Genomic DNA, 25,588 nt, shown 5'->3' on the forward strand with positions numbered 1-25,588 from the left:
GTAGGTCATCGTCACCGCGGCGGCCGGCGGCCCGTTGTCGCGGGTGCGCACCGGCGACCCGATCGTGCTGGACGTGGCCGCCAGGAGGCTCGACGTCGACGTCCCGGAGGCCGAGCTGGCCGCCAGGGAGCCGGTCATGACCGGCCACGCCCGGCCGGCCCGCGGCTGGGAGCGCCTGTACGTCGACCACGTCACCCAGGCACACCTCGGCGCCGACCTCGACTTCCTGACGGGCTCCTCCGGCGACGCGCCCGGCCGGGAGTCCCACTGAAAGCAAAGAGTGCCCGGCGCCGTGCGCGGAATCTTCCCCGTGGGGTACGGGGTTCCCTGACGGGAGCCCGGCTCAGCGGATCTCCCGCGAGTGCGGGACGATGTGATCAGGTTTGACGACGTATGAGGAGGAAGCGGTGAACGGCGACATCAGCCAGAGCCAGGAGTGGGCGGCTCTGGGCAAGCATCACGAGGAGCTGGCGGGAAAGCAGCTTCGTGAGCTGTTCGCGGAGGACCCGGGCAGGGCCGGGCGGATGACGGTGAGCGCCGGGGACCTCTACCTCGACTACGCCAAGCACCGCGCCACCCAGGAGACGATCGACCTGCTGGTGGCCCTGGCCGAGCGGGCGGGCCTGCGCGAGCGCATCGCCGCGATGTTCGGCGGCGAGCACATCAACGTGAGCGAGGACCGCGCCGTCCTGCACGTCGCGCTGCGCATGCGGGAGAACGCCGAGCTGGTCGTCGACGGCCAGGACGTCGTGGCCGACGTGCACGCGGTGCTGGACAAGATGAGCGCCTTCGCCGACCGCGTCAGGTCCAAGGAGTGGAAGGGCGCCACCGGCCAGCCGATCAGGACCGTGGTCAACATCGGCATCGGCGGCTCCGACCTCGGCCCGGCCATGGCCTACGAGGCGCTGCGCGACTACGTGGACGCCGGCGTCGAGGCCAGGTTCGTCTCCAACATCGACCCCGCCGACATCCTGGGCAACCTGCGCGACCTCGACCCGGCCACCACGCTGTTCGTGGTCGCCTCCAAGACCTTCACCACGCTGGAGACGCTGACCAACGCCAGGGTCGCCCGGTCCTGGCTGGTCGAGGCGCTCGGCGAGGACGCGGTCGCCAAGCACTTCGTGGCCGTCTCCACCAACGCCGGGAAGGTCGCCGAGTTCGGCATCGACACCGAGAACATGTTCGGCTTCTGGGACTGGGTGGGCGGCCGCTACTCCTTCGACGGCGCCATCGGCCTGTCGCTGATGATCGCCGTCGGGCCGGACCGGTTCCGTGAGATGTTGTCCGGCTTCCACAGCATGGACCAGCACTTCCGCACCGCGCCCTTCAACGCCAACATGCCGGTCCTGATGGCCCTGCTCGGCATCTGGTACACCGACTTCTTCGGCGCCGAGACCCGCGCCGTGCTGCCCTACAGCCAGCGGCTGCACCGCTTCCCGGCCTACCTCCAGCAGCTCACCATGGAGTCCAACGGCAAGTCGGTGCGCGCCGACGGCAGCCCGGTGACCGTCCCGACCGGTGAGATCTTCTGGGGCGAGCCGGGCACCAACGGCCAGCACGCCTTCTACCAGCTCCTGCACCAGGGCACCCGGCTCGTCCCGGCCGACTTCATCGGCTTCGCCGAGCCGTTCGAGGACCGCGAGGGCATGCACGACCAGCTCACCGCCAACCTGCTGGCCCAGACCAGCGCGCTGGCCTTCGGCAAGACCGCCGAGGAGATCGCGGGCGAGGGCACGCCGCCGGAGATCGTGCCGCACAAGGTGATGCCGGGCAACCGGCCCACCTCGACGATCCTGGCGACCAAGCTCACGCCGTCCACGCTGGGCCAGCTCGTCGCGCTCTACGAGCACATCGTGTTCGTCGAGGGCACGATCTGGGGCGTCGACTCCTTCGACCAGTGGGGCGTCGAGCTGGGCAAGAAGATGGCGCTCGACGTGGCGCCCGCGCTCACCTCAGACGAGCCGCCGCAGACCTTCCCCGACTCCTCGACCGAACAACTCGTGCGCAGGTACCGCGAGCTGCGCGGAAGGCGGGCCTAGAGATGGGGCGGGCGGGCGCGCTGGTCCTGTTCGGCGTCACGGGCGACCTCGCGCGCAAGATGTTGCTCCCGGCGCTCTACCACCTGACCGCCGACGGCAGGCTCGACCTGCCGATCATCGGCGTCGCCAAGACCGACATGGACCTCGACGCGCTGCGCGAGCACGCCCGCGAGGCGTGCGGCGGCGTCCAGGACGCGGCGTTCGAGAAGCTGGCCGGCAACCTGCGGCTGGTGGCGGGCGACTACCGCGACCCCGGGACGTTCGCGAAGTTGCGGCAGGAGGTCGAGGGCAAGGGGTTCCTCGTCCACTACCTGGCGGTGCCGCCCGCCCTGTTCTCGGTCGTCGCCGAGGGGCTGGCCGGCGCCGGGCTCAACCACGAGGCCAGGCTCGTGGTGGAGAAGCCGTTCGGGCACGACCTCGACTCCGCGCGCAGGCTCAACGACGAGCTGCTGAAGTACTTCGACGAGGACCACCTGCGGCGGGTCGACCACTTCCTGGGCAAGGAGCCGGTCGAGGACCTCATGGTGTTCCGGTTCGCCAACATGCTGCTGGAACCCCTGTGGAACCGGAACTACGTGCGCAGCGTGCAGATCACCATGGCCGAGGACTTCGACGTCGCCGACCGCGGCGGCTTCTACGACGCCAACGGCACGGTCCGCGACGTGGTCCAGAACCACCTGCTGCAACTGCTGGCCATCCTGGCCATGGACCCGCCGCCGTCCATGGACGCCCGCGCCCAGCTCGACGAGAAGTGGCGGGTGCTGCGCGCGGTCCAGGCCGTCGACCCGGCCCACGTCGTGCGCGGCCAGTACGACGGCTACCTCGACACCCCCGGCGTCCGGCCCGGCTCCACCACCGAGACGTTCGTCGCCATGCGGCTCTACATCGACAGCTGGCGGTGGGCGGGCGTGCCCTGGTGCATCCGTTCCGGCAAGGCGCTGCCCACCACCGACCTGGAGATCGTGGCCGAGCTGCGCAAGCCGCCGGTGACGATGTTCCGCGGCGGCGACGTGCCGCCGGGGCCCAACCTCATCAGGTTCCGGCTGCAGCCCGACGCCGGGGTGACCTTCGACGTGCTGGCCAAGGAGCCGGGCCGGCAGCGGACGATCCCGGTGCCGGTGAGCGTCGACTTCACCAAGGTGCTCGGGCCGATGGAGGCCGCCTACGAGCGCATCCTGACCGACGCCGTCAGCGGCGATCCGCGGCGGTTCGCCCGGTTCGACCTGGTGGAGGAGTCGTGGCGGATCGTGGGAAGGCTGCTCGACCTGCCCGACCAGCCGCTGCCTTACCAGAGGGGCACCTGGGGGCCGGAACCGGCGGAGAGGATCCCGCCGGGCGGCTGGCACGAGATCTCCACCACGTTCGACTAGCGGCCGATCCGGGTGAACGATGGGCCCATGGACATCAAGGAGCTGTTGGAGCAGTCGAAGGACGCCGTCACCGTCAGGCGCGTCTTCGGTGAGCCGATCCACCACGGCGACGTCCTGGTCATCCCCGTCGCCCGGGTCGCCCAGGGCGGCGGGGCCGGTCAGGGGCAGGGCCGGGACGAGAAGGGCGAGGAGATCGGCAGCGGCGGCGGTGGCGGCTTCGGCTACAGCGCCACCCCCGCCGGGGTGTTCGTCGTCAAGGACGGCGACGTGCAGTGGCGTCCGGCCGTCGACGTCAACCGGATCGTGCTCGGCGGCCAGATCGTCGGCCTCGCCCTGGTGCTGACGATCCGGACCATCTTCAAGAAGTGGCGTCGCGGGAAGTAACCGGGGCACATCATCTGACGTGCTCATCGATCTGCTCGACGCGGGGCTGCCCGGCCACGAGGCGCTGCTGCCCGGCTCCAACCTGCCGGTGCGGGTCGCCCCGCTGGGCGGCGGCACGTCGCTGGTCCGCTTCCCGCCCCGGTGGAGCCGTCCCGGCCGCGGCCACTACCTGGCGGGGGAGGAGTTCGTGCTGCTGGAGGGCGAGCTTCGGGTGTCGGGGGTGGCGTACCTGCCGGGGGAGCACGCCTGGCTGCCCGCCGGCGCCCTGCGCCACTCCGGCGCGGCGCCGGCGGGGGCGCTGGTGTGCACGTTCTTCGCCGGTGAGCCCACCTGGGTGTCCAGCGACCTGGACGAGCCCGACGGGCCCAGCCTGCGCACCCCGCTGGCGAGCGTCGTCGTCCCCGAAGGCGGGCTGCCGCTCACGTCGCACTCCGTCCTGCTGGACACGCCCGTCCCGCTCGACCACCCGGCCGAGATGATCACGGTGCCGAGCTGGACGTGGGAGCGGTCCACCTTGATCCCCGAGGGCCGGGTGCTCGTAAGGTGGACGCCATGATGACCTCTTTGACGCAGTCCGTGGGGTTCGGCGCCCTGGTGATGGTCGGGGCGATGTCGCCCGGCCCCGACTTCGCGGTCGTGGTGCGCCGCTCGGCGCTGTCCGGCCGGTGGCACGGCATGGCCGCGGCGGCCGGGATCGCCGTGGGCGTGGCCGTCTGGGTGATGGCCGCCGGCACCGGCGTGGCCGCGCTGCTGGCGGCCTCGGCCACGGCCTTCACCGTGGTCAAGGTCGTCGGCGCCGCCTACCTGCTCTACCTGGGGGTCAAGGCGCTGCGCGCGGCCCTGCGCAAGGGCGGCCCGCTCGACCTCGGCCTGCCCGCCCCCGCCGACCGCGGCCCGTGGGCGGCCTTCGCCGAAGGGCTGCTGACCAACGTGCTCAACCCCAAGGCCGCGCTGTTCTTCGTGGCCCTGGTGCCGCACTTCGTGAGCGAGGGGGCCGCGTTCGGCGACACGCTGCTGCTGTCGGCGGTCGCGCTGGCCGGCACGATGGTCTGGTTCCTCACGGTGGCGAACGTGGTGAGCACGCTGCGCCGGGTGTTCGCCCGGCCCGGCGTGCGCAAGGCCGTGGACGGGCTGACCGGCGCCGCGCTCATCGGCCTCGGCGTCAACCTGGCCGTCGCCGGCCGCCCCTGAGCGGCCCCTCGACGGCCCGGCACGAGCGGTGCGCGGCCCCGTTAGGAGACGGCCCGGCCATGAGCGGTGCGCCGGCGTCAGGAGGCGGTCCGGCCATGAGCGGTGCGCCGGCGTCAGGAGACGGCGACGCCGAGCAGGTGGCCGAGGCCGAAGGTGGCGGCGGCGGCGGCCGCGCCCAGCCCGAGCTGGCGCAGGCCGCCCAGCCACCACGGCCGCGCGGTCATCACGGCCACCGCCGCGCCGAACCCGAACAGCGCCACCATGCTCAGCGCCAGCGCCAGGAACAACCCCGACGCCCCGAACAGGAACGGCGCCAGCGGCACCAGCGCCCCCGCCGCGAAGGCGAGGAACGACGAGCCGGCCGCCAGGTAGGGCGAGGGCAGGTCGTCGGGGTCGACGCCCAGCTCCTCGCGCACGTGCACGCGCAACGCCTGCTCGGGATCGGCCGACAGCCCTTCGGCGACCCGGCGGGCCAGGTCGGCGTCCAGACCGCGCGACCGGTACAGGGCGGCCAGCTCGGCCCGCTCGCCGTCGGGGTTGCGGGCCAGCTCGCGCCGCTCCACGGCGATCTCGGCGCGCATCAGCTCGGTCTGGGACCGCACCGACGTGTACTCGCCCGCCGCCATCGAGCACGCCCCCGCGACCAGGCCGGCGAACCCGGCGAGCACCGCGCCGCGCCCGGCGCCCGCGGCGCCCACGACGCCGGCGATGAGCGCCACGTTGGAGACCAGCCCGTCCATCGCCCCGAACACCGCCGGGCGCAACCAGCCGCCGGTGACGTCCCGGTGGCTGTGGTGCTTCTCAGGAGAGTAGGGCCGGGCAAGCTCGATCGTCATGACAATCCTCCCCTTAGTGGCAGTTCGTCACGGAATCTAGGCCCTTCCGGCATGATCCGCAACGAAGGGGAGGCTAGCCTGATCTGCGGTTTTCCCGCCGCGTCACTGTGGGTGCGCGTGCGACCACAGGCCCGGGGACGGGAACGCGAACGTCCCCCCGGAACCCGCGGCGCGCGGGAGCCGGAGGGACGCGGACGGGGTCAGGCGTGCGCCGGGCTGACGGGAGCCGGCTCAGCGGGATCGGGGTGAGCGGAACCGGGCTGAGCGGACCGGGCGGCCTTGGGGCCGTTGACGATCGCGTCGCAGTCGGCGATCGCGTCCGCCAGCAGCCTGCGCAGCAGCGCGTCGGGGTCCTTGATGCACGCCTGGACGATGCCGACCACGGCGAGCTGCACCGCGTTGGGCGCCGCGTACCGGCGGAAGCCCTTCTCGGTGATCTTGGCGGCCCGGCTGAAGCGCCTGGCCTGCTCGGCCGCGTGCGGCACCTGCTCCATCGCCCTGCGGCTCAGCTCGCTCAACCGGCCGGACGGCGCGCCGTCGAGCCTGGCCAGCATCTCCTCGGCCGCCAGCACCGACACCGCGAGCGCGAGCTGGCGCTCGGCGGCGGCGACGGGCAGGGCCGTGGTCGCGCAGCGCAGCGCGATGTGGGCGTCGATCCGCAGGTCGTCGCCGGCCAGCCCGATGATGGACGGCACGAGCCCGACCAGTTGGGCGCGGCTCTCGTCGCCGGTGTTGTCGTTGACCAGGCGGGCGAGTGCGGCCAGCAGCGGATGGGTGCAGGCCGGGTGGTCGCTCCACCGCTCGCCGGCCAGGTAGGACGCCAGTTCCATGAAACAGGCGCCGCGCTTCGGGTTGCGATGCCTGCCGCGGGACAGGACCGGCATGTGATCAAGGTGATTGTCCACGGGGTGCTCCATGCTCCACGCGATCGCCGTCCAGCCAGTTTGCGCTGTCGGGCGCGTCAAAGCCAGTGATCGGGCATCTTCCACAGGAATGGTTCCCTCAGGCGATGCGATCATTCCTCAACCGCTATTCATGGTTATGGCACCAAAGAATTTAATTTATGAGGAATTTTCGGCATTTATGACGAAAACAGCGGCCGTGCGGGCCGGAACCGTCAGCGTGCCGGCCGCCGGGTCGTAGGACGACCGCCTGACCACCTCGTCCGCCGACGCCGCCTGCACCGGGTGCAGCGCCACCCGCCGGCCCGGCGGCACTTCCGGCGCCCGCGTGCAGGGCGACGGAGTGGGGTTGAGCACCACGACCACCGCGTCCCACCGCGGGTCCAGCCCCGCGGTGTCCACCCGCATCACGATCACGCCCTCGCCGCCGGCCGCGAACGACAGCCGCCGCCGCACCTCCTCCGCCGTGCCCAGCGCGAACGCCGGCGTCGAGGCCCTGATGCGCAGCAGCTCCCCGAACGCCGCCCGCGCCGCTCCGATCGCCGCGCAGCCGGGACGCAGCGCCGGGTCCGCCAGCAGTGGCCGGGCGTACGGCCAGGCCGCCTCGTTGTCCCCCCGCGGCGGCAGGCCCGCGCCGAACCCGTTGCCCGCCGAGCAGTCCCACAGCAGCCGGTTGAACCAGTCGCCGGAGTCGTAGGAGTTGCGGTCGAGCGACTTCGAGCGCAGCCGCTCGCTGCCCGCGTGCACGAACGCCGCCCCCTGCCCCAGCAGCACCGTGGCCAGCGACAGCACCTGCATGCGCACCCGGTCGGCCATCGGCGTGCCCGCGGGCAGCTTGTAGGCCAGCGCGTCGAACAGCGTCTCGTTGTCGTGCGCGTCCACGTACGACACGACGTCGTCCGGCCGGGCGGCGTAACCGGCGGCGGCGCCGTTGTGCACGACCTCCCGGCCCGCGCGGCCCGAGGGCAGCACGTAGTCGCGCAGGCCGCCGGTCAGGCCCAGCATGACCAGCTCGGTGTAGTGGCGCAGGCGCTCGCGCTGCTGCTCCTCCGAGCCGTTGACGGGCGCGCCGTTGGGCGCGCCGGCCAGGCCGGAGCCGTACCCCTGCACGCGCGGGTCGGCGTCGAACGGGCCGCCGCCGCGCACCGCGTCCCGCAGCCGGTCGTCGAACGTGCCGATGCCGGTGCCGGCCATGTTGGCCTGCGTGGCCTGCTCGAACCTGGCGTCGCCGGCCACCTCGCCGAAGCTCCAGCCCTCGCCGTACAGGATGATCGAGCGGCCGTCCACGCCGTCGCGCTCGGGGGTGAGCGCGTCGAGCGCGGCGCGCACGGCCAGGATGTTGGCCTTCGGGTGGTGGCCCATGAGGTCGAAGCGGAAGCCGTCCACCTTGTACTGCCTGGCCCAGGTGCGCACCGAGTCGACCACGAGCCGGCCCATCATGGCGTGCTCGGGCGCGGTGTTGGTGCAGCAGGTGGAGGTGGCCAGGGAGCCGTCCTCCAGCAGACGGTGGTAATAGCCGGGCACGATCGGGTCCAGCACGTCCGCCGAGTGGGTGTGGTTGTAGACCACGTCCATGACCACGCGCAGCCCGGCCTCGTTGAGCGCGGCGACCATGGCGCGGAACTCCCTGATCCGCTCGTCCGGGTCGGTCGCGTACGAGCCCTCCGGGACGGTGTAGTGCAGCGGGTCGTAGCCCCAGTTGTAGGAGTCGCGGTCCGCGGTGAGCGCCACGATCTCCTGCTGCCGTTCGGAGTCGGGCGGCAGGGCGGCCAGGTCGCAGCCGGGCTCGGTCCGGTCCGACCGGCGCTCGGGGATCGTGGCCACGTCGAACACCGGCAGCAGGTGCACGTGGGTGAGGCCGTCCGCGGCCAGCGCGCGCAGCTCGCGCATGCCGTCGCCGTCGTGGCCGAAGGCCGCGTACGTGCCGCGCAGCTCCTCGGGCACGGTGGCGTCGGAGGCGGAGAAGTCGCGTACGTGCAGCTCGTAGACGACCGCCCGGTCCAGCGGGACCGGGGCGGGCTTGGCCAGGCGGTCCCAGCCGGGCGGCTTGAGCGCGGGGTCGTCCAGGCTCACCAGCCTGCTGCGGACCCCGTCGGGCGCGGTGGCCAGGCTGTAGGGGTCGGTGACCTCCCTCGTGACGACGCGGCCCGCGGCGGGGGAGTAGACGGTGACGCGGTAGGTGTAGTCCTTGCCGTACCAGGTGGGCAGGCCGCGGATCGACCACACGCCGGTCTCCTCGTCCAGCCGCATCGCGTGCAGGCGGCCGCCGAGCGCCAGCTCCACCCGCCGTGCGGTGGGCGCCCAGAGGGCCAGCCGGGGCAGCAGCCGTCCCGACGGCCCGAGCCCGGCGCGCACGGCCCCGGCGTAGACGTCGTCGAGCACGCCCGGGATCTGCACGCCGGTCGCCGCGGCCAGCGCGCCGGAGCCGTCGTGGGCCACGGCCACCACCTGACCGCGTAGCGCCTCCTTCACCCGCCCGGCGTCCTCGGGGCGCAGCTTGAGCGCGGTGCCGCCGGCCAGGTGCGGCCACGCCCGCCGCCGGACGTCGTCCAGCGCGCCCGGCGTGAGCGGGACGGTCACCGCGTGGCCGGTCAGCCGGCCGTCGTGGCAGCCGATGCCGCCCGCCGGGGCGCAGGCCAGCGCGTGCGTCAGCGACGGATCCACCGTCCAGACGACCGTCTCCCTGTCGATCCAGTGGGCCCGCGCCTCGCCGTCGCCGATCGCGGTCACGTAGATCATGGTGCCCGCCCGGCGGCGGCCCATGCGAGGACGCCGCGCCGGGCGGCGGCCCTAGCTCTCGGTGACGTCGGTGCCGTCGGGCATCAGCATGGCCGTGCAGGCGTATTCGACGTCCGCCCGGCCGTGGCCGGCGAAGGAGCACGCCTTGGCGGCGACGTTCCCGCCCGGGCTGAAGGCCATCGGCGACTCCAGCCATCCCCGGGTGCGCTCGCCTGCCGCGAAGAAACGGGTGGCGTCCTTCCTGTCGGGCTCCGTCCAGGGCTGGAGATAGAAGACGTCGTTCTGCGGCTGCACGCGTGCCCACAGGGTCTGGCAGGTGCGGCTCCAGCGCAGCTCCAGGATCATCCGCCCGGCGGCGACCGTCCGCACGGCGGTGCCGCCCGGCACGGTGACGGCGTCCTTGTCGCAGCCGGTGACGCTCGCGTCCTTCTTGTCGCAGTTCTCGCGGCTCGGGGTCGCGGCGCAGCCCTGGCGTTCCTTGGCGGCCTCCTGGTAGGCGACCGTGCCGGCGAAGGTCACCACCGCCGCCAGCACCGCCGCGAGCACCGCGAACCAGCCGTTGATCCGCGCGGAGCGGATCTGGTCGCCCGGTCCCGAGGAATGTTGTTGCGGCAGCGTCGTCGTCATGATGCCTCGCTTCGGTGCCCTCGCTTCAGATGTACGCCCACTTAGCCCCCGATGTGCGGAAATGCGGCTTTCCCCACCGGGCTCTAGCCGCCAGGAGAGGGCCGAAGAACCCGCCCGCGTTCGCGTGACCGTGCCATTACTTTGCGTAATCAGTGACTTTGCGTGATCCTGGGCTCATGGACGGATTCCTGGACCCCACCTGCGGAGGCATGACCGAACTACGTGTGCACGGCGTCTCCGGCACCCCGCCGGCGAGCATCCTCAACCATCCCCACCCCCGCCAGATCGCCGGTGACGCCACCACCGGCTTCTACCGCCGCTGGTGGCCCGGCGGCCGGCCCGACGGCGAGCAGGACGACCTGCCCGGCATCCGCCACCGCGAGGCCTACGCCTGGGGCGGCCTCACCTCGGGCGGCAGGACCATCGCCCTCTGGCTGCTCCTGCTGCCCTTCTCCCTGGCCAACCTGTCCTACTTCATGCTTCCCAGGCCCCCGGCCGGCGCCCGCCTGCGGCACGTGGCCGAGGCGGCGCAGCGGCTGTTCGCGCTGCTGCTCACCGGCACCCTCGTGGGCGCGGTCACCCGGGCGAGCGTCGACCTCGTCGGCTGGCAGTGCACCGCGGCCGGCCGGGCCTGCGCCCGCGAGAGCGCGCCCGGCTGGGTCCACTGGATGAGCGAGTTGTGGGGCGCCGAGCCGTCGCGACGGCTGGCCGTCGCCGCGCTGGCGCCGTTCGCGGTGGTCGTGCTGCTGTGGTGGCTGGCGCGGCGCACCTGGGAGCGCGACGAGCAGACCGGTCTGCCGCCCGACGGCGACTCGCGTCCCGGGCCGTTGCTGGCCCGGCCGCGGTTGTGGCACGGTGGCGCGCCCGTGTGGCGGTTGCGGGCCGTGCACGTCGCCTTCGCGCTGGGGTCGATCGGCCTGGCCGTGTCGGCGCCGTTCGTGGGCGACCCGCGCGGGCTGGCGCTGACGGCCGCCAACGCCACCGTCCAGGTCGCCGCCGCCGTGCTGGCGGCGCTGCCCGGCATCGCCAGGCGGCTGGCGCCGGGCGAGGCGGTCCCGCCCTGGCTCACCCGCGCGTGCCGGGCGCTGCGAGTGGCCGGGCCGCTGGCTTTCGTGGCCACGATCGCCGCCGCCCTGGCCGGGATGTCGCCCGCGCTGCCGGGGCGGCAGCTGCCCGGCATCGGCGTTGGAGCGTTCCAGTTCGCGCTGACGGTCGGTCTCGGGCTGTTCATCCTGGTGGCGACGTTCCTCCTGGCCCGCATGGACCGGCCGGCCGAGACCGGCGACCCGATCGAGCGGCGGGCGATGTGCGGCATGGCGGCCTGGTTCACGCTGATGGTGGCGGCCGGCAGCGCCAACGTGCTCGCCCTCGGCCTGCTGTTCTGGACCGCCACGTTCTTCGGCGTGCCCGCCTCGGTCGCCGAGCCCGGTCCGGTCGACCGCAGGCTCTACCTCGACGACCCGGTCTGGTGGACGGCCGCGCTCGTGCCGCTGCTGGTGATCGGCTTCGTCGCCGTGGCGGCCGAGCTGTGGCTGGCCCGCGGGTCGGCCGCCGCCGCGCTCACCCCGAAGCTGACCCCCTACTACGGCGCCTACGACCGGGACGTGGCCGGCAAGTGGGCGCTGGCCACGCTCACCGACCGCGCCGGGCTCGTGCTGGCCGTGCTCACCGGCATCGGCGTGGCCGGTTCCGGCGCGGTGACCGTGATCTACCGGTTCCACCTGTTCGCCCCGGTGGGCGGGCTGGCCGGGCTGCTGGCCTCGATCGGGAGCTGGGCCATGACGGCGATCGTCGTGGGTCTGGTCCTGCTGGGCCGCCGCACCTACAGCGACACGCGGCTGCGCCGCACGGTCGGCATCCTGTGGGACGTCTCGACCTTCTGGCCCAGGGCCATCCACCCGCTGGCGCCGCCCTGCTACACCGAGCGGGTGATCCCCGAACTGCTCGCCCGGGTCAAGACCCTGACCAGGACCGCCGGCGACGAGGTGGTGCTGTCCGGGCACAGCCAGGGCAGCGTGCTCACCGCCGCGCTCGTCCTCCAGGTACGGCCCGAGCTGCGGCCCCGCGTCCGGCTGCTCACCCACGGCTCGCCGCTGCGCCGCCTGTACGCCGCCTTCTTCCCCGCCTACTTCGGCACCCCCGGCCTGTCGGCGATGCGCGACGCCGTGCGCTGGACGAACCTGTACCGGCTGAGCGACCCCATCGGCGGGCCGGTCTTCCGCCGGGTCGACCCGTTCGGGCCGCGTCCGGCGGGCGAGGGGGAGCAGACCGTCGACCGGTTCTGCTGGGACCCGCTCCAGCCGGGGCCCGGCGAGCCGCTGCCCGAGGCGCGCTGGCACTCCGACTACTGGCTCGACCCGGTCTACGAGGAGACCCTGGCCCGGCTCACCAGGTCAGATGGAGTTCCTCGGGCGCGCGGTGGATGAGCGTGGTGGCCATCACGACGTCCTCGCGGGCCAGCCGGAGGCCGGGCAGCTCGGCCACCAGCAGCTCCAGCGTCACCCGGAGCTGCTCGCGGGCCAGGTACGCGCCGGGGCAGCCGTGCACGCCGTGGCCGAACGCCAGATGACGGGCGCGCGGCCGGGTGATGTCGAAGACGTCGGGCCGCTCGTGCACCGCCTCGTCGCGACCGGCCGAGGCGAAGGAGACGAAGACCGTCGAGCCCTCGTCCAAGGGCGTGCCGGCCAGCGTGAGCGGCCTGGTGACGCGGCGGCGGAAGCCCTGGACGGGCGCCTCGTACCGGGCGGCCTCCTCGATCGCGGCCGGGATCAGCTCGGCCGGGCTCGCGCACAGCAGCTCCCACTGGCGGCGGTCGCGCAGCAGGCGGTGCACGACCGAGCCGAGCAGCGCGGTCGTGGTGAGATGCCCGGCGAGCATGACGTTCTCGACGTTGGAGGCGATCTCGTCGCGCTGGACGGCCGTCGGCTCGCCGGGGCCGGGCGCCAGGCCGCGCACCACCTCGCCGGTCAGGTCGCCGGATCCGCCTGAACGGGCGGCGTGGGCGGCCAGCAGGCGCCGCAGCGCGGCCACGTCGCGGGCGGCGGCGATCTGCTCGTCCTCGGGCATCGGGGTGAACAGCAGGTCCTCGGCCCGGGAGCCGCCCCTGATCGCGGTGGGCACGTCGGCCGGGGGAAGTCCCAGCAGGTGGCCGATCACGGCGGCGGGCAGCGGCCTGGCGTAGCGGGACATCCACTCGCCCCCGCCCGCCTCGGCGAACGCGGTGACCAGGCCGGCGGCCGTGGCGGTGACGAACGGCAGGGCGGCGGCCACCCGGGCGGGCGACAGGCCGCGGGTGAGCGGCCTGCGGTAGCGCCGGTGCGCCTCGCCGTCGGTGCTCAGCACCACGGGCGCGCCGCCCGGCACCCCGGCCAGCTCGGCGAAGGCCCGCGGGCTCGGGATCACATCGGGCCGCAGGGCGCCCTGGGAGGAGAAGTCGTCCGGCCTGGACAGCACCTCGCGCACGTCGTCGTGCCGGGCCACCAGCCAGGCGTCCAGCTCCTCGACGAAGGTGAGCCCGGGGGCGGCGCGGGCGCGGGCGTAGAGCGGGTACGGGTCGCGGTAGAGCGCCTGTCGATCCACGCGTCCCATCGTCCGGCGCGGCCCGGGACGCCACAAGATCTGAAATTTTCTTTTAGTTCACTCCGAAGTCTTGAAACTTATATCCACGAGCGATTGAGTTCGGTCGTGCAGACCCTCCGTTTCCTGGCCGCCGCCGCGCTCGTGTTAGGGCCGGTGGCCCTGAGCGCGCCCGCGCAGGCCGACCCCGCCCCGCCCGCCGAGGACGCCCTGAAGGCGTCCTCCTACCCGCCGCCCTCCACGCTGATCAGCCAGGCCACCGCCGGGCAGCCCCGGCTGGAGACGGCCAAGAGGACCCGGCCGGTCGCGCCGGGCCTCTCGCTGACCTCGTTCGACACCTACGACGCGCAGGGCTGGCTGCGCGCCGACGCGCTGACCGCCGACCTCGGCGGCGGCAAGGGCGCGCCCAGGGCCGACTACGTCTTCTCCGGCGAGGTGACCAAGACCGAGCCGCTGTCCGGCCCCGCCGGTCGCTCCCGCGCCGTGGCGGCGGTCAACGGCGACTTCTTCGACATCAACAACTCCGGCGCCGCCCAGGGCATCGGCGTGCAGGACGGCACGCTGGTCCAGTCGCCGGCCGCCGGGCACGACAACGCGGTCGCCGTCACCGGCGAGGGCGTCGGGCGGGTGCTCAAGATGTACTTCGAGGGCACCGCCACGCCCTCCGGCGGCGCGCCGATCGCGCTCACCCAGTTCAACCAGATGGTGCAGAACGGCGGCGTCGGCCTGTTCACGCCGCTGTGGGGCTCCTACAGCCGGGCCCGCGCCGTCGAGGGCGCCGCCACGGTCGCCGAGGTCGTGCTTGTGGACGGCGTGGTCACCGAGGTGCGCGACGCCGCCGGCACCGGGCCCATCCCCGCCGGCACCACGATCCTGCTCGGCCGGGACGCCGGCGCCGCCGCGCTGTCGGCCCTGAAGGCCGGCGACCGCGTGGACGTGAAGTACCAGCCCAAGGCGTCGGACGGCGCCGCCGTCAAGGCGGCCGTCGGCGGCAACTACGTCCTGGTCAAGGACGGCGTCGTGCAGAACAGCGGCGACCCGGCCGCGCACCCGCGCACCGCCGTGGGCTTCTCCGCCGACGGCAGGAAGATGTACCTGCTGACCGTGGACGGCCGCCAGGCCGACAGCCGCGGCGTCACGCTCAACGAGCTGGCCGCCATGATGGTGGACCTGGGCGCGGCCGACGCGCTCAACCTCGACGGCGGCGGCTCCTCCACCCTGCTGGCGCGCGAGCCCGGCTCGGCGCAGGTCCAGGTGGAGAACAGCCCGTCCGACGGCGGCGAGCGCCACGTGCCCAACGGCCTGGCGCTGTACGCGCCCGAGGGCAGCGGCAAGCTCAAGGGCTTCTGGCTGGAGACGGCGAGCGACCCGGCCAAGGCGCCCGGCGTCGGCCCGGTCGCGGGCGGCCGTCCCGACCGCGTCTTCCCGGGCCTCACCAGGCGGCTGACCGCCGCCGGCTACGACGAGACGTACGGCCCCGCGGCCGGCACGCCGTCCTGGCGGGCCAACCCGGCCGTGCACGGCGTGATCAGGAACGGCCGGTTCCACGCCCTGGTACCCGGCCAGACCACGGTCACCGCCGCGCGCGGCGGCGCCAAGGGCACGATCGACCTGACCGTGCTCCAGCCGCTGCAGCGGCTCGGCGCGACGGCCGACCGGCTCGGCATCGCGGGCGCCGGCGGCAGCGCCGCCTTCGGCGTCGTCGGCTACGACCACAACGGCAACTCCGCGCCCATCGAGCCGGACGACCTCACGCTCGACTACGACCGGAACCTGTTCGAGGTCACCCCGGCCGAGCACGGCTACTTCACCGTCAAGGCCCGGCAGGCCACCGGCTCCGGGCTGATCACCGCCAAGGTCGGCAAGATCACCACGGCCGTGCCGGTGACGGTCGGCTTCGAGTCCAAGCCGGTCGCCGACTTCGAGGACGCCGCCAAGTGGACCTTCGCCGCCGCCCGCGCCACCGGGTCGCTGTCGGCCGCGCCGGGTCAGAGCGGCGGCGGGCTCAAGCTGTCCTACGACTTCACCACCTCGACCGCCACCCGGGCCGCCTACGCCAGCCCGCCGCAGCAGATCGTGGTGGACGGGCAGCCGCAGGCGTTCGGGTTGTGGATCAACTCCACCGGCAAGGGGGAGTGGCCCAGCCTGGAGTTCTACGACGCGCTCGGCCAGTCGCAGATCCTGCGCGGGCCGTACCTGACGTGGACCGGCTGGCAGTACGTCGAGTTCCCGGTGCCCGCCGGGGTCAACTACCCGCTCAAGCTCCGGCGCTTCTACGTGGCCGAGACCAGGGCCGACGCCAAGTACACCAACGACATCCTGATCGACGGCCTGGTGGCCAAGGTGCCGCCGTCGATCACCGCGCCGGCCGTGCCCAAGGTCGCCGACCCGGTGGTCAAGGCGGACGTGGCCAAGGCGCCCTGGCGGTTCGCGGTCATGTCGGACGCCCAGTTCGTGGCCAGGAACCCCGACAGCGACATCGTCAGGAACGCCCGCCGCACGCTCAAGGAGATCAAGGCCGCCAAGCCCGACTTCCTGCTGATCAACGGCGACCTGGTGGACGAGGCGTCGCCGGAGGACTTCGCGCTGGCGAAGAAGATCCTCGACGAGGAGCTGGGAGGAGAGCTGAAATATCACTACATCCCCGGCAACCATGAGGTCATGGGCGGCAAGATCGACAACTTCAAGGCCGTCTTCGGCGACACCTACGGCACCTTCGACCACAAGGGCACCCGCTTCGTCACCCTGGACACCTCCCGCCTGAACCTGCGCGGCGGCGGCTACGACCAGGTCGCGATGCTCCGCTCCGAGCTCGACAAGGCGGCCAAGGACGCCTCCGTCGGATCGGTCGCCGTGCTGTTCCACGTGCCGCCGCGCGACCCCACGCCGGGCAAGGGCAGCCAGCTCGGCGACCGGAAGGAGGCCGCGCTGGTCGAGGGCTGGCTGGCCGCCTTCCAGCGCGACACCGGCAAGGGCGCGGCCTTCATCGGCGGGCACGTGGGCACGTTCAACGCCTCGCGCGTGGACGCGGTGCCGTACTTCATCAACGGCAACTCCGGCAAGAACCCGGCCACCGCCCCCGAGGACGGCGGCTTCACCGGCTGGTCGCTGTGGGGCGTGGACCCCGTGACGCCCGCCGAGGCCGAGCACGTGCGGCGCAACTGGTTCACCGACGCGCCCGACTGGATCGGCACGCAGGTGCGGCCGCACGTGGACGAGCTGACGCTGACCGCGCCCGCGACCGTCGCCGTCGGCGCGCCCGCGCCGGTCACGGCGGCGATCCGGCAGGACGACCGGGCCGTCCCGGCCGCCTACCCGGTCTCGGTCACCTGGTCCGGCTCGCCCAACCTGCACGTCGGCACCCGCCAGACGGCCAAGCCCTGGCACGTGGCGGTGCTCGACCCGGGCACCGGCACGATCACCGCCCTGCGGGCGGGACAGGTGACGGTCGCGGTCACCGTCAGCGGGGTCACCCGCCAGGCGACCGTGGCGCTCACCGCCAAGGCCGCCGCCTGAGGCCCCCGGCCGGGGAGGAAACGCCCTCTCCGGCCAAAACCCTCCCACATACCGAAATATCGGGATGAAGGGTTAAGAATCTAGGCAGTCATGGGATTCCCCCTCCTTCCTCCGGATAGCACTCCTGACGTGCGGGGACCTGCCCCCGCGAGGCGCGGGACCGGGGGAAGGACTGGGGGTTCGTCGGTGAACGCATGGACCTTCGAGGGACAACCCGGCGCGCTGGGCGACACGGTCACGCTCGTGGAGGGCGGCTCGTTCTGCGTGTGCCAGTGCGGCGGCGACATCGTCCCCGGCGGCGCGCAGGGCGTCTACCACGCCGACACCCGCCTGCTGTCCCGCTGGATGCTGCGCGTGGACGACCATCCCGTCGAGCCGCTGCAGGTCATCATGGGCGAGCCGTACCACGCCACCTTCCTCGGCAAGGCCCGGCCGCGTCCCGGATGGGCGGAGAGCACGCTGCTCGTGGTGCGCGACCGCTACGTCGGCGGCGGGTTGCGCGAGGACCTCACGCTGCGCAACATGTCCGAGGAGGCCGCGGGCTGCGTCGTGTGCGTGCAGGCCGGCGCCGACCTGGCCGACCTGTTCGAGGTGAAGTCCGAACGCAGCTGGCCCGCCGAGGACGTCGAGATGAATCCCGGCGAGCGCGGCATCGAGGTCTACTCGCCCAGCCGCGCCCGCGGCGCCAGGATCGCCGTCGAACCGCCCGGCACGCCGGTCGTCACCGCGCCGGGCCTGCTCACCTTCGACGTCGTGGTGCCCGCCCGCGGCGAATGGCACGTCACCGTGCTGGTGACGCCGGTCCACGAGGGCGAGGAGTCCTCGGCCCGGTTCCCGGTCGCCCATCCCCCCCACCACGCCGAGCCGGCCCGCCGCCTGGCCGAGTGGACCGCCAGCACCCCCGTCCTGGAGAGCACGAACGCCGCTCTCGTCGAGGCCCTGGCCCGCTCCCGCGAGGACCTGGGCAGCCTGCGCCTGTTCGACCGCGACCATCCCGACGAGCCGCCCGCCATCGCCGCCGGCGCGCCCTGGTTCATGACGCTGTTCGGCCGCGACTCGCTGCTGACCTCCTGGATGGCGCTGCCGCTGGACCAGACGCTCGCCCTCGGCACCCTGCGCAGGCTGGCCCGGCTCCAGGGCGCCAAGGTGGACGCGCTGTCGGAGGAGGAGCCCGGCAAGATCATGCACGAGCTGCGCTTCGGCGTCCAGGACGGCTCCTCGCCGTACGGCGGCCGGGCCTACTACGGCTCGGTGGACGCCACGCCGCTGTTCGTCATGCTGCTCGGCGAGGTGCGCCGCTGGGGCGTGCACCGCGAGGCGGTCGAGGAGCTGCTGCCGCACGCCGACGCCGCCCTGGCCTGGATCGAGGAGTACGCCAGCCGCGACGGCTTCGTCTGGTACCAGCGCAAGACCGACCGCGGCCTGGTCAACCAGGGCTGGAAGGACTCCTTCGACGGCGTCAACTTCGCCGACGGCACCATCGCCCGCCCGCCGATCGCCCTGGCCGAGGTGCAGGGCTACGTCTACGCCGCCTACCTCGCCCGCGCCCACTTCGCCTGCCAGCAGGGCGACGAGGCCGCCGAGCGGCGCTACGTGCAGCGGGCGCGGGCGATCAGGGAGGCGTTCAACGAGCGGTTCTGGCTGCCCGGCCCCGGCTACTACGCCATGGGCCTGGACGGGCGCGGCCGGCCCATCGACGGCCTCGGCTCCAACATGGGCCACTGCCTGTGGGCCGGCATCGCCGACGAGGACAAGGCCCGGCAGGTGGCCCGCCACCTGCTCTCGCCGGAGATGTTCACCGGGTTCGGGGTGCGCACGCTGGCCTCGTCCATGGGGGCTTACAACCCGATGAGCTACCACAACGGCTCGGTGTGGCCGCACGACAGCGCGATCATCGCCGCCGGGCTGATGCGCTACGGCCACGTCGAGGAGGCCCAGCGCATCGCCGTCGGGCTGCTGGAGGCCGCGCACGCCTTCGGGGGGCGGCTGCCGGAGCTGTTCTGCGGGTTCGGCAAGGACGAGTACGCGCGGCCGGTGCCGTACCCGACGTCGTGCTCGCCGCAGGCGTGGGCCGCCGCCGCGCCCATCCAGCTCCTGCGCACGCTGCTGCGGCTGGACCCGTGGGTGCCGTACGGGAAGCTGTGGCTGGTCCCGGCGCTGCCCGAGGGGTTCGGGGAGGTGACGATCAAGGGCATGCCGGTGGGCGACTCCAGGGTCGGCATCCGCGTCAGGGGCGAGGACGGCACGCCGCTGGTGTCCGGCCTGCCCGACGGCGTCGAGCTGGTCACCGAACCGCGCTGCCCGATCAGCGGCGCCTGCCGCTCCAGCCCCGCCCGCAGGGCGCACGGCCTGCCGGCGTTGTGACGACCGGACCGACACGGGGGAGGTGCTGGGATGACGACGGAGTTCGAGGACGACTGGGAAGGCGCGCTGCGCATCGTGATGGTCGCTCCGCCCTGGGAGGAGGTGCCGCCGCGGGCCTACGGCGGGATCGAGCAGATGCTCGCCGACCTGATCACGGGCCTGTCCGCCCGCGGCCACGAGGTGACGCTGATCGGCGCGGGCAGCACAGGTCTCCCGGCCAAGTTCCTGGTCACCTACCCCGAGGCGCCCTCGGAGCGGATCGGCGAGGGGCTGCCCGAGGTGCTGCACGCCGCCCAGGCCTGGCGGGCGCTGGAAGGGCTGCCCGCCGACATCGTGCACGACCATTCGCTGGCCGGGCCGCTCACCGCCCTCGGCCGGGCGACCCCGACCGTGGTCACCTGTCACGGCGATGCCGGCGGCGAGCTGGGCGAGGTGTACCGGGCGCTGGGCGAGCACGTCAACCTGATCGCCGTCTCCGACGCCCAGCGCGCCGACGCCCCCGACCTCAACTGGATCGCCACCGTGCACAACGCGCTCGACACCGCCTCCTTCCCCTTCCGGGAGCACAAGGAGGACTGGGTGCTGTGGCTGGGCCGCTTCAGCCACAGCAAGGGCCCGCACCTGGCCATCGACGCCGCCCGCGCCGCGGGCCGCCGCATCGTGCTGGCCGGCAAGCTCACCGAGCCGTGCGAGCACGTCTACTTCGACGAGCACGTACGGCCGCGGCTCGGCCCTGGCGTCACCTACCTCGGCGAGGCCGACGCCGGGCGCAAGCGCGAGCTGCTGGCCGCCGCCCGCTGCATGGTCTTCCCCATCCAGTGGGAGGAGCCGTTCGGCATGGTGGTGATCGAGGCCATGGCCTGCGGCACGCCCGTCGTCGCCATCGGCCGGGGAGCGGTGCCGGAGATCGTGGTGGACGGCGTGACGGGGTTCGTCCGGCGGGAGGCGGCCGAGCTGCCCGCGGCGATCGAGGCGGCCGGGCGGCTCGACCCGCGGGCCTGCCGCGCCCACGTCGAACGGAATTTCGGCGTGAGCGCGATGGCCGCGGCCTACGAGGCGGTCTACCGCCGCATGCTGGCCGCCCCCCGACCGGCGGGGCTCACCGGGGAGCCCGCCGGGCGGTGACCCCGCCGGTCAGCCGGCCGCCGGCACGGTGTACTTCGCGGCCAGCTCCGACACCGCCGCCTCCTTGAGGACGACGGCGCCGCCCACCGCCTGCTTGTCGGGCTTGACGACGTAGGAGGCGCGCGAGGCGGGCCGGTCGAAGACGCTGAAGTCCATCGGCGTGCCGCCCAGCCCGGCCTCCCACGACTTCTGCGACCGGTGGGCCGCGACGATGCCCGCCCGGCTGAGGTCCTTGGCCTGGCACGCCTTGCGCAGCGCGTCGCCGACGATGACCGCCGCGGTCCACCCGGCCGCCACGCCGCTGTCCAGGGGCTGGCCGGCGTACTTGGCCCGGTAGTCGGCGATGAGCTTGGCGTAGGCGGGCAGCGGCGCGCTGATCGGGGCGCCCGCGGTCACGTAGAAGAAGTCCTTCAGCAGCGCCGGCGCGGCCGGGGTGGCCAGGAGCTGCGGGCTGTAGGCCGAGTTGCTGCCGACGAACGGCACGTCCATCCCGGCGGCCACGGCCACGCCGACCAGCGAGGCCGCCTGGCGCGGGCCGACCGAGACCAGCACGGCCCGCACGCCCGCCTTCCTGAACGCCGCCACCTGCGCGGTCATGTCCTGGTCGGTCGCCTTGATCTTCTGCTCGACCAGCGTGAGCCCCAGCTCGCCGGCGGCGTACTTGGACCCGGCGAGGGCGCTCTCGCCGTAGTCGCCCTCGAAGTACAGATGGCCGATCCGGTCCCCGGCCTTGACGCCCTTCTCCTTCACCAGGAAGTCGACGGCGTTGATCATGTCCACGTCGTAGGTGGTGCCGGTGACCTGGATGGCCTGGCTGCCGAGCAGGCCGGTGGCCCACGCCATGGGCAGGGTGAGGATCTGGTCCGCGGTGATCCGGTCCTTGAGCGCGGTGACCATCGGCGAGCCGATGAACTGCGGGATCGCGGCCGTCTTCGGCGCGACCTCGGCGTAGGCGGCCATCGCCTTCTGCGCGTCGTAACCGTGGTCGCGGACGATGGTCTCGATCTTCCTCCCACAGACGCCGCCGCCCTGGTTGACCTGCTCGAAGTAGAGCTGCTGCGCCTGGGTGAGGCTCTTGCCCAGCGAGGCGTAGGGGCCGGTCAGGTCGGTGAGCAGGCTGAGCGTGATCGTGTCGGCGGTGACGCCGGGGCCGGTTTTGACGCCGTCGCCGCCGGCGGCGGTGGCGGTCGCCCGGCCGCCGCCGGTGGCCTTGCCGCTGGCGCAGGCGGTGGCCGCCAGCCCCAGCGCCAGCAGCGCGGCCAGGACGGCCGTGCGGTTACGGGACATGTGAGCTCCTGGTCTTCGGGGACGGTTCCGGTGACGGTGCAGCGGACGGGCGGCGCCCCCGTGACCGGCCGCGCAGGGCGCGCGGCAGGCCGAGCAGGCCGCCCGGGAGGAAGAGGACGACGGCGACGACGGCGGCGCCGTACAGGATGCGGGCGGCCTCGGCGGGGGACAGGCCGCCGCCGGAGCCGGACGGCGACACCAGGGGGATGGCGTCGCCGTAACGGGTCAGCAGCTGCGGCAGCAGGGAGACGAAGACGGCGCCGAGCACCGCGCCGCCCACCGAGCCCAGGCCGCCGATGACGATCATCGCGAGGTAGTCGAGGGAGAGCAGCATGCCGAAGTAGTCGGGCACGGTCCGCTGGAAGACCAGGGCCAGCAGCACGCCGGCCAGGCCGCCGTACATGGACGACAACACGAAGACGCCGGCCCGGTAGCGGGTGACGGGCACGCCCATCACCCCGGCCGCGATCTCGTGGTCGCGGATCGTGTTCAGCGCCCTGCCGGGCCGCCCGCGCAGCACGCCGCGGGCGAACAGCGCCGCTCCCAGCAGCGCCAGGCCGCCCAGGAACCACAGCCGCTCCAGCGCGCCGAACGGCACGTCCATGACGACCAGCTCGGGCCCGTCGGCGAAGGCGAACCCGAAGATCTCCATCGCCGGCACGGCACGCCCGTTGAACCCGCCCGTGACCGGCCCGGCGTTGAACAGCAGATGCTGCCCGCCGAAGATCAGCGCCAGCGTGGCGATGCCCAGGTAGGCGCCCTTGAGCCGGCCCGCGATCGGGCTGAACAGCCCGCCGGCGACCCCGGCCAGCGCCACCGCCAGCACCGCGGCCACCGGCGCCGGCAGGTCCAGGCCGCCCAGCGACGCGGTGGGCTCGGCGGCCAGGTAGACGTAGGCGTAGGCGCCGACGGCCAGGAAGAACGCGTGGCCCATGGACAGCTGCCCGGTCGCCCCGGTCAGCAGGTTGACGCCGATCGCGCCGATCGCCGCCGCCATCGCGAACAGGCCCGCCTGCAGCCAGAACCCCTCCAGGTAGAAGGGCACGGCGGCGAATACGGCCAGAGCCACCAGTGACCCGACGGCCCTAGACACGGGCCCGCTCCCGCGTCCCGAACAGCCCGGCGGGCCGCAGCAGCAGCACGACGACCATGACGAGGAACGGCGCCACGTCGCCGATCCCGCGGCCGAGGAAGGCCAGGTCGTTCTGGTAGCCGGTGGTCAGTGCCTCGGTGACGCCGACGATCAGGCCGCCGGCCAGCGCGCCCGTGGTGGAGTCCAGACCGCCGAGTATCGCGGCGGGGAAGGCCTTCAGCGCGGCCAGCGAGGAGCCGCGGTCCAGGCCGGGCGTGGGGAAGACGCACAGGAACAGCGCGGCCACCGCGGCCAGCGCCCCGGCCACGGCCCACGCGCTGACCGAGACCCGGCCCAGCCGCACGCCCATGAGCGCGGCCGTCTCGGGGTCTTCGGCGGTGGCCCGCATCGCCACCCCCCACCCGGTGTGCTTGAACGCCAGCAGGAACGCCGCGATCAGCACCCCGGCCACGACCAGCGCGACGACCCTGGTCTCGGCGACCGTGACCGGCCCGAGGCGCAGCACCCGCGAGCCCCACGGGTCGCCCATGGCCAGCACCTCGGTGCCGATCCGCCGGGTGAGCTCGGTGGTCAGCACGATGTCCACGCCGATCGTGACGATGGCCAGCACGCTGTGCGAACCGGCCTTCGAGCGGCGGATGACCAGGAACTCCACCAGCGCCCCGATGACCGCCGCCGCCACGACCCCGGCCAGCAGCGCGGGCCAGAAGCCGAGGTGGGGGTGCAGCCGCGCCACCACGTACCCGCCGGCCAGCAGCAGCGAGGCGTGCGCGAAGTTCACCACCTCGCTCGCCTTGAAGATGACGACGAAGCCCAGCGCGATCAACGCGTAGACGGCCCCCAGCGAGACCCCGTTGACGAGCAGCTCCACAAAGGTGATCACTCGCTCTCCTCCACGCCCAGGTACGCGCCGATGACCGCCGGGTCGTTCTGCACCTCGGTGGGCGGCCCGTCGGCGATGCGGCGGCCGAAGTCCAGGACGGTCACCCGGTCGGCCAGCCGCATGACCATGCCCATGTCGTGCTCGACCAGCAGGACGGAGAGGCCCAGGCTCTCCCGTACCGACCTGATCAGCCCGGCCATCTCCAGCCGCTCGCCGCCGTTCATCCCGGCGACCGGCTCGTCCAGCAGGAGCAGGCGCGGTTCCATGGCCAGGGCCCTGGCCAGCTCGACCCGCTTCTGCACGCCGTACGGGAGCAGCCCGACCGGCGTGTCCAGCACCGCGGCGAGCCCGGCGAAGGCCGCGATCTCGGCGACCCTGGCGGCGTGGGCGCGCTGCTCGCGGCGCGCGCCCGGCAGGCCGAGCCCGGCGGCGACGAACCCGGCCCGGGTGAGCCGGTGGCGGCCCAGCAGCAGGTTGTCCCGCACCGGCTGGTGCGGGGAGAGCGCGATGTTCTGGAACGTGCGGGCGACGCCGAGCGCGGCGATCCGGTGCGGGCGCAGCGCGGTCAGCTCGCTCCCGCCGAACCTGACGCTGCCCGAGGCGGCCCGGCAGACGCCGGACAGCACGTTGAAGCAGGTGGACTTGCCCGCGCCGTTGGGGCCGATGAGCGCGTGCACGGTGCCGGGCGCGACCGTGAAGCCGACGCTGTCCAGCGCCGTCAGGCCGGCGAAGCGGACGGTCACGTCGCGCACCTCCAGGGCGGGCATACCATCCGGTTGGTATGTCGAGGTCACGCGGACCACCTCGACAGTCCGGCCCTGGCCCGCGGCGCCGGGGCGCCGTCGTCCACGCCCAGGTAGCGGCGGCGCACCTCGTCGCCGGCGGCCAGCTCGGCCGCGGGGCCGGCCAGCGCGACCGCGCCGACCTCCAGCACGTACGCGTGGGAGGCCAGCGACAGGGCCGTGGCGACGTTCTGCTCGACGAGCAGGATCGAGGTCCCGGCGGCGTTGATCGCCCTGATCGTGGCGGCGATCGTGGCGGCCGCCCGGGGGGCCAGGCCGAGCGTCGGCTCGTCCAGCAGCAGCACCGACGGCTCGGCCATCAGCGCCCGGCCGATGGCCAGCATCTGCTGCTCGCCGCCCGACAGCAGCCCGGCGCGCTGGTGCGCGCGCTCGGCCAGGACGGGGAACAGCTCGCGCACCCGCCGCCGGGCCCGGACGGCGGCCGCGCGCGGCGTGCCCAGGCCGCCGGCCCGCAGGTTCTCCTCCACCGTCATGCGGGCGAACACCCGGCGGCCCTCGGGCACGTGCGTGACGCCGCGCCGCACCACGGCCGCGGCCGGCTGCCCGTCCATCCGCGCCCCGGCCACGGTGACGCCGCCGGCGGCGATCCGGCCCCGGTGGAACCGGAGCGTTCCCGAGACCGCCCGCAGCAGCGTCGTCTTCCCGGCGCCGTTCGCGCCCAGCACGGCCACCACCGCCCCGGACGGCACGCTCAGTGACACGCCGTCCAGCGCCCGGACGGGACCGTAGTCCACCACCAGACCGTCCACGCTCAGCTCGGCCATTCGTCTTCCTCACAGGACCCCATGGCGGCCCACCCAAACCGGCGGGCGGGGCCGCCGTCCAGATGCGGCGGCGAAGTCGGGCTCGCTGC

At 73.6% G+C, this 25,588-nt stretch carries 20 protein-coding genes; 10 read left to right on the forward strand and 10 right to left on the reverse strand.

What is annotated here, in order from left to right; all coding sequences use genetic code 11:
• Positions 1-7: 7 nt before the first annotated feature.
• The 6 genes from AB0J71_RS45595 to AB0J71_RS45620 all read left to right on the forward strand — a co-directional run bounded on the left by AB0J71_RS45595 (position 8) and on the right by AB0J71_RS45620 (position 4,984).
• Positions 8-271, forward strand: a complete 264-nt coding sequence (locus AB0J71_RS45595) for a dihydroxy-acid dehydratase (RefSeq protein ID WP_364420479.1) — start codon at positions 8-10, stop codon at positions 269-271.
• Positions 272-407: 136 nt separating this feature from the next.
• Entirely contained in the window at positions 408-2,039 is a 1,632-nt protein-coding gene (gene pgi / locus AB0J71_RS45600; protein WP_364420445.1) for a glucose-6-phosphate isomerase, read from the forward strand.
• A gap of 2 nt (positions 2,040-2,041) precedes the next feature.
• Positions 2,042-3,409, forward strand: a complete 1,368-nt coding sequence (gene zwf, locus AB0J71_RS45605) for a glucose-6-phosphate dehydrogenase (protein ID WP_364420447.1) — start codon at positions 2,042-2,044, stop codon at positions 3,407-3,409.
• Positions 3,410-3,436: 27 nt separating this feature from the next.
• Positions 3,437-3,793, forward strand: a complete 357-nt coding sequence (locus tag AB0J71_RS45610; protein WP_352331003.1) for a spore germination protein GerW family protein — start codon at positions 3,437-3,439, stop codon at positions 3,791-3,793.
• 19 nt (positions 3,794-3,812) lie between these two features.
• Positions 3,813-4,349: a hypothetical protein gene (locus AB0J71_RS45615; protein ID WP_352331001.1), complete on the forward strand. Its 537-nt coding sequence runs from the start codon at positions 3,813-3,815 to the stop codon at positions 4,347-4,349.
• Entirely contained in the window at positions 4,346-4,984 is a 639-nt protein-coding gene (locus tag AB0J71_RS45620; RefSeq protein ID WP_364420449.1) for a LysE family translocator, read from the forward strand. Before AB0J71_RS45615 ends, AB0J71_RS45620 begins: the two co-directional genes overlap by 4 nt.
• Before the next feature lie 113 nt (positions 4,985-5,097).
• On the opposite strand, the gene AB0J71_RS45625 is transcribed toward AB0J71_RS45620, so the two are convergent.
• From AB0J71_RS45625 to AB0J71_RS45640, 4 genes are all read right to left on the reverse strand, one after another.
• On the reverse strand, positions 5,098-5,820 hold the full coding sequence (locus AB0J71_RS45625) for a VIT1/CCC1 transporter family protein (RefSeq protein ID WP_364420451.1): 723 nt from the start codon (positions 5,818-5,820) through the stop codon (positions 5,098-5,100).
• A gap of 200 nt (positions 5,821-6,020) precedes the next feature.
• Positions 6,021-6,725: a hypothetical protein gene (locus tag AB0J71_RS45630; RefSeq protein WP_352330432.1), complete on the reverse strand. Its 705-nt coding sequence runs from the start codon at positions 6,723-6,725 to the stop codon at positions 6,021-6,023.
• 156 nt (positions 6,726-6,881) lie between these two features.
• On the reverse strand, positions 6,882-9,452 hold the full coding sequence (pulA, locus tag AB0J71_RS45635) for a pullulanase-type alpha-1,6-glucosidase (protein WP_364420453.1): 2,571 nt from the start codon (positions 9,450-9,452) through the stop codon (positions 6,882-6,884).
• A 60-nt stretch (positions 9,453-9,512) separates the two neighbouring features.
• Positions 9,513-10,088, reverse strand: a complete 576-nt coding sequence (locus tag AB0J71_RS45640) for a DUF2690 domain-containing protein (RefSeq protein ID WP_352330221.1) — start codon at positions 10,086-10,088, stop codon at positions 9,513-9,515.
• Positions 10,089-10,264: 176 nt separating this feature from the next.
• On the opposite strand from AB0J71_RS45640, the gene AB0J71_RS45645 reads away from it, so the two are divergent.
• Complete coding sequence (locus tag AB0J71_RS45645; protein WP_364420455.1) at positions 10,265-12,514, forward strand: hypothetical protein; 2,250 nt, start codon at positions 10,265-10,267, stop codon at positions 12,512-12,514.
• On the opposite strand, the gene AB0J71_RS45650 is transcribed toward AB0J71_RS45645, so the two are convergent.
• Positions 12,474-13,667 (reverse strand): cytochrome P450, encoded by a 1,194-nt coding sequence (locus tag AB0J71_RS45650; RefSeq protein ID WP_364420457.1) that lies wholly within the window; start codon positions 13,665-13,667, stop codon positions 12,474-12,476. The two genes, AB0J71_RS45645 and AB0J71_RS45650, sit on opposite strands and share 41 nt — an antisense overlap.
• A gap of 105 nt (positions 13,668-13,772) precedes the next feature.
• On the opposite strand from AB0J71_RS45650, the gene AB0J71_RS45655 reads away from it, so the two are divergent.
• From AB0J71_RS45655 to AB0J71_RS45665, 3 genes are all read left to right on the forward strand, one after another.
• On the forward strand, positions 13,773-17,180 hold the full coding sequence (locus AB0J71_RS45655; RefSeq protein WP_364390479.1) for a phosphodiester glycosidase family protein: 3,408 nt from the start codon (positions 13,773-13,775) through the stop codon (positions 17,178-17,180).
• Between the two features lie 186 nt (positions 17,181-17,366).
• The gene (locus tag AB0J71_RS45660; RefSeq protein WP_364420459.1) at positions 17,367-19,544 is read left to right on the forward strand and encodes a glycogen debranching N-terminal domain-containing protein; all 2,178 of its coding nucleotides are present in this window, start codon (positions 17,367-17,369) and stop codon (positions 19,542-19,544) included.
• A gap of 30 nt (positions 19,545-19,574) precedes the next feature.
• The gene (locus AB0J71_RS45665) at positions 19,575-20,669 is read left to right on the forward strand and encodes a glycosyltransferase family 4 protein (protein WP_364420461.1); all 1,095 of its coding nucleotides are present in this window, start codon (positions 19,575-19,577) and stop codon (positions 20,667-20,669) included.
• Positions 20,670-20,678: 9 nt separating this feature from the next.
• Here the strand turns inward: AB0J71_RS45665 and AB0J71_RS45670 are convergent, their stop codons facing one another.
• From AB0J71_RS45670 to AB0J71_RS45690, 5 genes are read right to left on the reverse strand one after another with little or no spacing between them, the layout of a single operon-like run.
• The gene (locus AB0J71_RS45670) at positions 20,679-21,956 is read right to left on the reverse strand and encodes an ABC transporter substrate-binding protein (RefSeq protein WP_364390475.1); all 1,278 of its coding nucleotides are present in this window, start codon (positions 21,954-21,956) and stop codon (positions 20,679-20,681) included.
• The gene (locus tag AB0J71_RS45675) at positions 21,946-23,049 is read right to left on the reverse strand and encodes a branched-chain amino acid ABC transporter permease (RefSeq protein WP_364390473.1); all 1,104 of its coding nucleotides are present in this window, start codon (positions 23,047-23,049) and stop codon (positions 21,946-21,948) included. The genes AB0J71_RS45670 and AB0J71_RS45675 overlap by 11 nt, the downstream gene beginning before the upstream one ends.
• A complete protein-coding gene (locus AB0J71_RS45680; protein ID WP_352330127.1) occupies positions 23,042-23,932 on the reverse strand; it encodes a branched-chain amino acid ABC transporter permease in 891 nt (296 codons plus the stop codon). The genes AB0J71_RS45675 and AB0J71_RS45680 overlap by 8 nt, the downstream gene beginning before the upstream one ends.
• Positions 23,929-24,699: an ABC transporter ATP-binding protein gene (locus AB0J71_RS45685; protein ID WP_352330129.1), complete on the reverse strand. Its 771-nt coding sequence runs from the start codon at positions 24,697-24,699 to the stop codon at positions 23,929-23,931. The genes AB0J71_RS45680 and AB0J71_RS45685 overlap by 4 nt, the downstream gene beginning before the upstream one ends.
• Positions 24,700-24,722: 23 nt before the next feature.
• Positions 24,723-25,499: an ABC transporter ATP-binding protein gene (locus AB0J71_RS45690; protein WP_364420463.1), complete on the reverse strand. Its 777-nt coding sequence runs from the start codon at positions 25,497-25,499 to the stop codon at positions 24,723-24,725.
• Between the last annotated feature and the right edge of the window lie 89 nt (positions 25,500-25,588).

It is taken from the genome of Nonomuraea sp. NPDC049637, from assembly GCF_040675235.1.
GTDB lineage: Bacteria > Actinomycetota > Actinomycetes > Streptosporangiales > Streptosporangiaceae > Nonomuraea.

Coding starts and splice junctions, on each gene's coding strand:
- AB0J71_RS45665 (WP_364420461.1), top strand. CDS start 19,575: ATGACGACGGAGTTCGAGGACGACTGGGAAGGCGCGCTGCGCATCGTG.
- AB0J71_RS45670 (WP_364390475.1), bottom strand. CDS start 21,956: ATGTCCCGTAACCGCACGGCCGTCCTGGCCGCGCTGCTGGCGCTGGGG.
- AB0J71_RS45610 (WP_352331003.1), top strand. CDS start 3,437: ATGGACATCAAGGAGCTGTTGGAGCAGTCGAAGGACGCCGTCACCGTC.
- AB0J71_RS45640 (WP_352330221.1), bottom strand. CDS start 10,088: ATGACGACGACGCTGCCGCAACAACATTCCTCGGGACCGGGCGACCAG.
- AB0J71_RS45685 (WP_352330129.1), bottom strand. CDS start 24,699: ATGCCCGCCCTGGAGGTGCGCGACGTGACCGTCCGCTTCGCCGGCCTG.
- AB0J71_RS45625 (WP_364420451.1), bottom strand. CDS start 5,820: ATGACGATCGAGCTTGCCCGGCCCTACTCTCCTGAGAAGCACCACAGC.
- zwf (WP_364420447.1), top strand. CDS start 2,042: ATGGGGCGGGCGGGCGCGCTGGTCCTGTTCGGCGTCACGGGCGACCTC.
- AB0J71_RS45645 (WP_364420455.1), top strand. CDS start 10,265: ATGGACGGATTCCTGGACCCCACCTGCGGAGGCATGACCGAACTACGT.
- AB0J71_RS45690 (WP_364420463.1), bottom strand. CDS start 25,499: ATGGCCGAGCTGAGCGTGGACGGTCTGGTGGTGGACTACGGTCCCGTC.
- AB0J71_RS45620 (WP_364420449.1), top strand. CDS start 4,346: ATGATGACCTCTTTGACGCAGTCCGTGGGGTTCGGCGCCCTGGTGATG.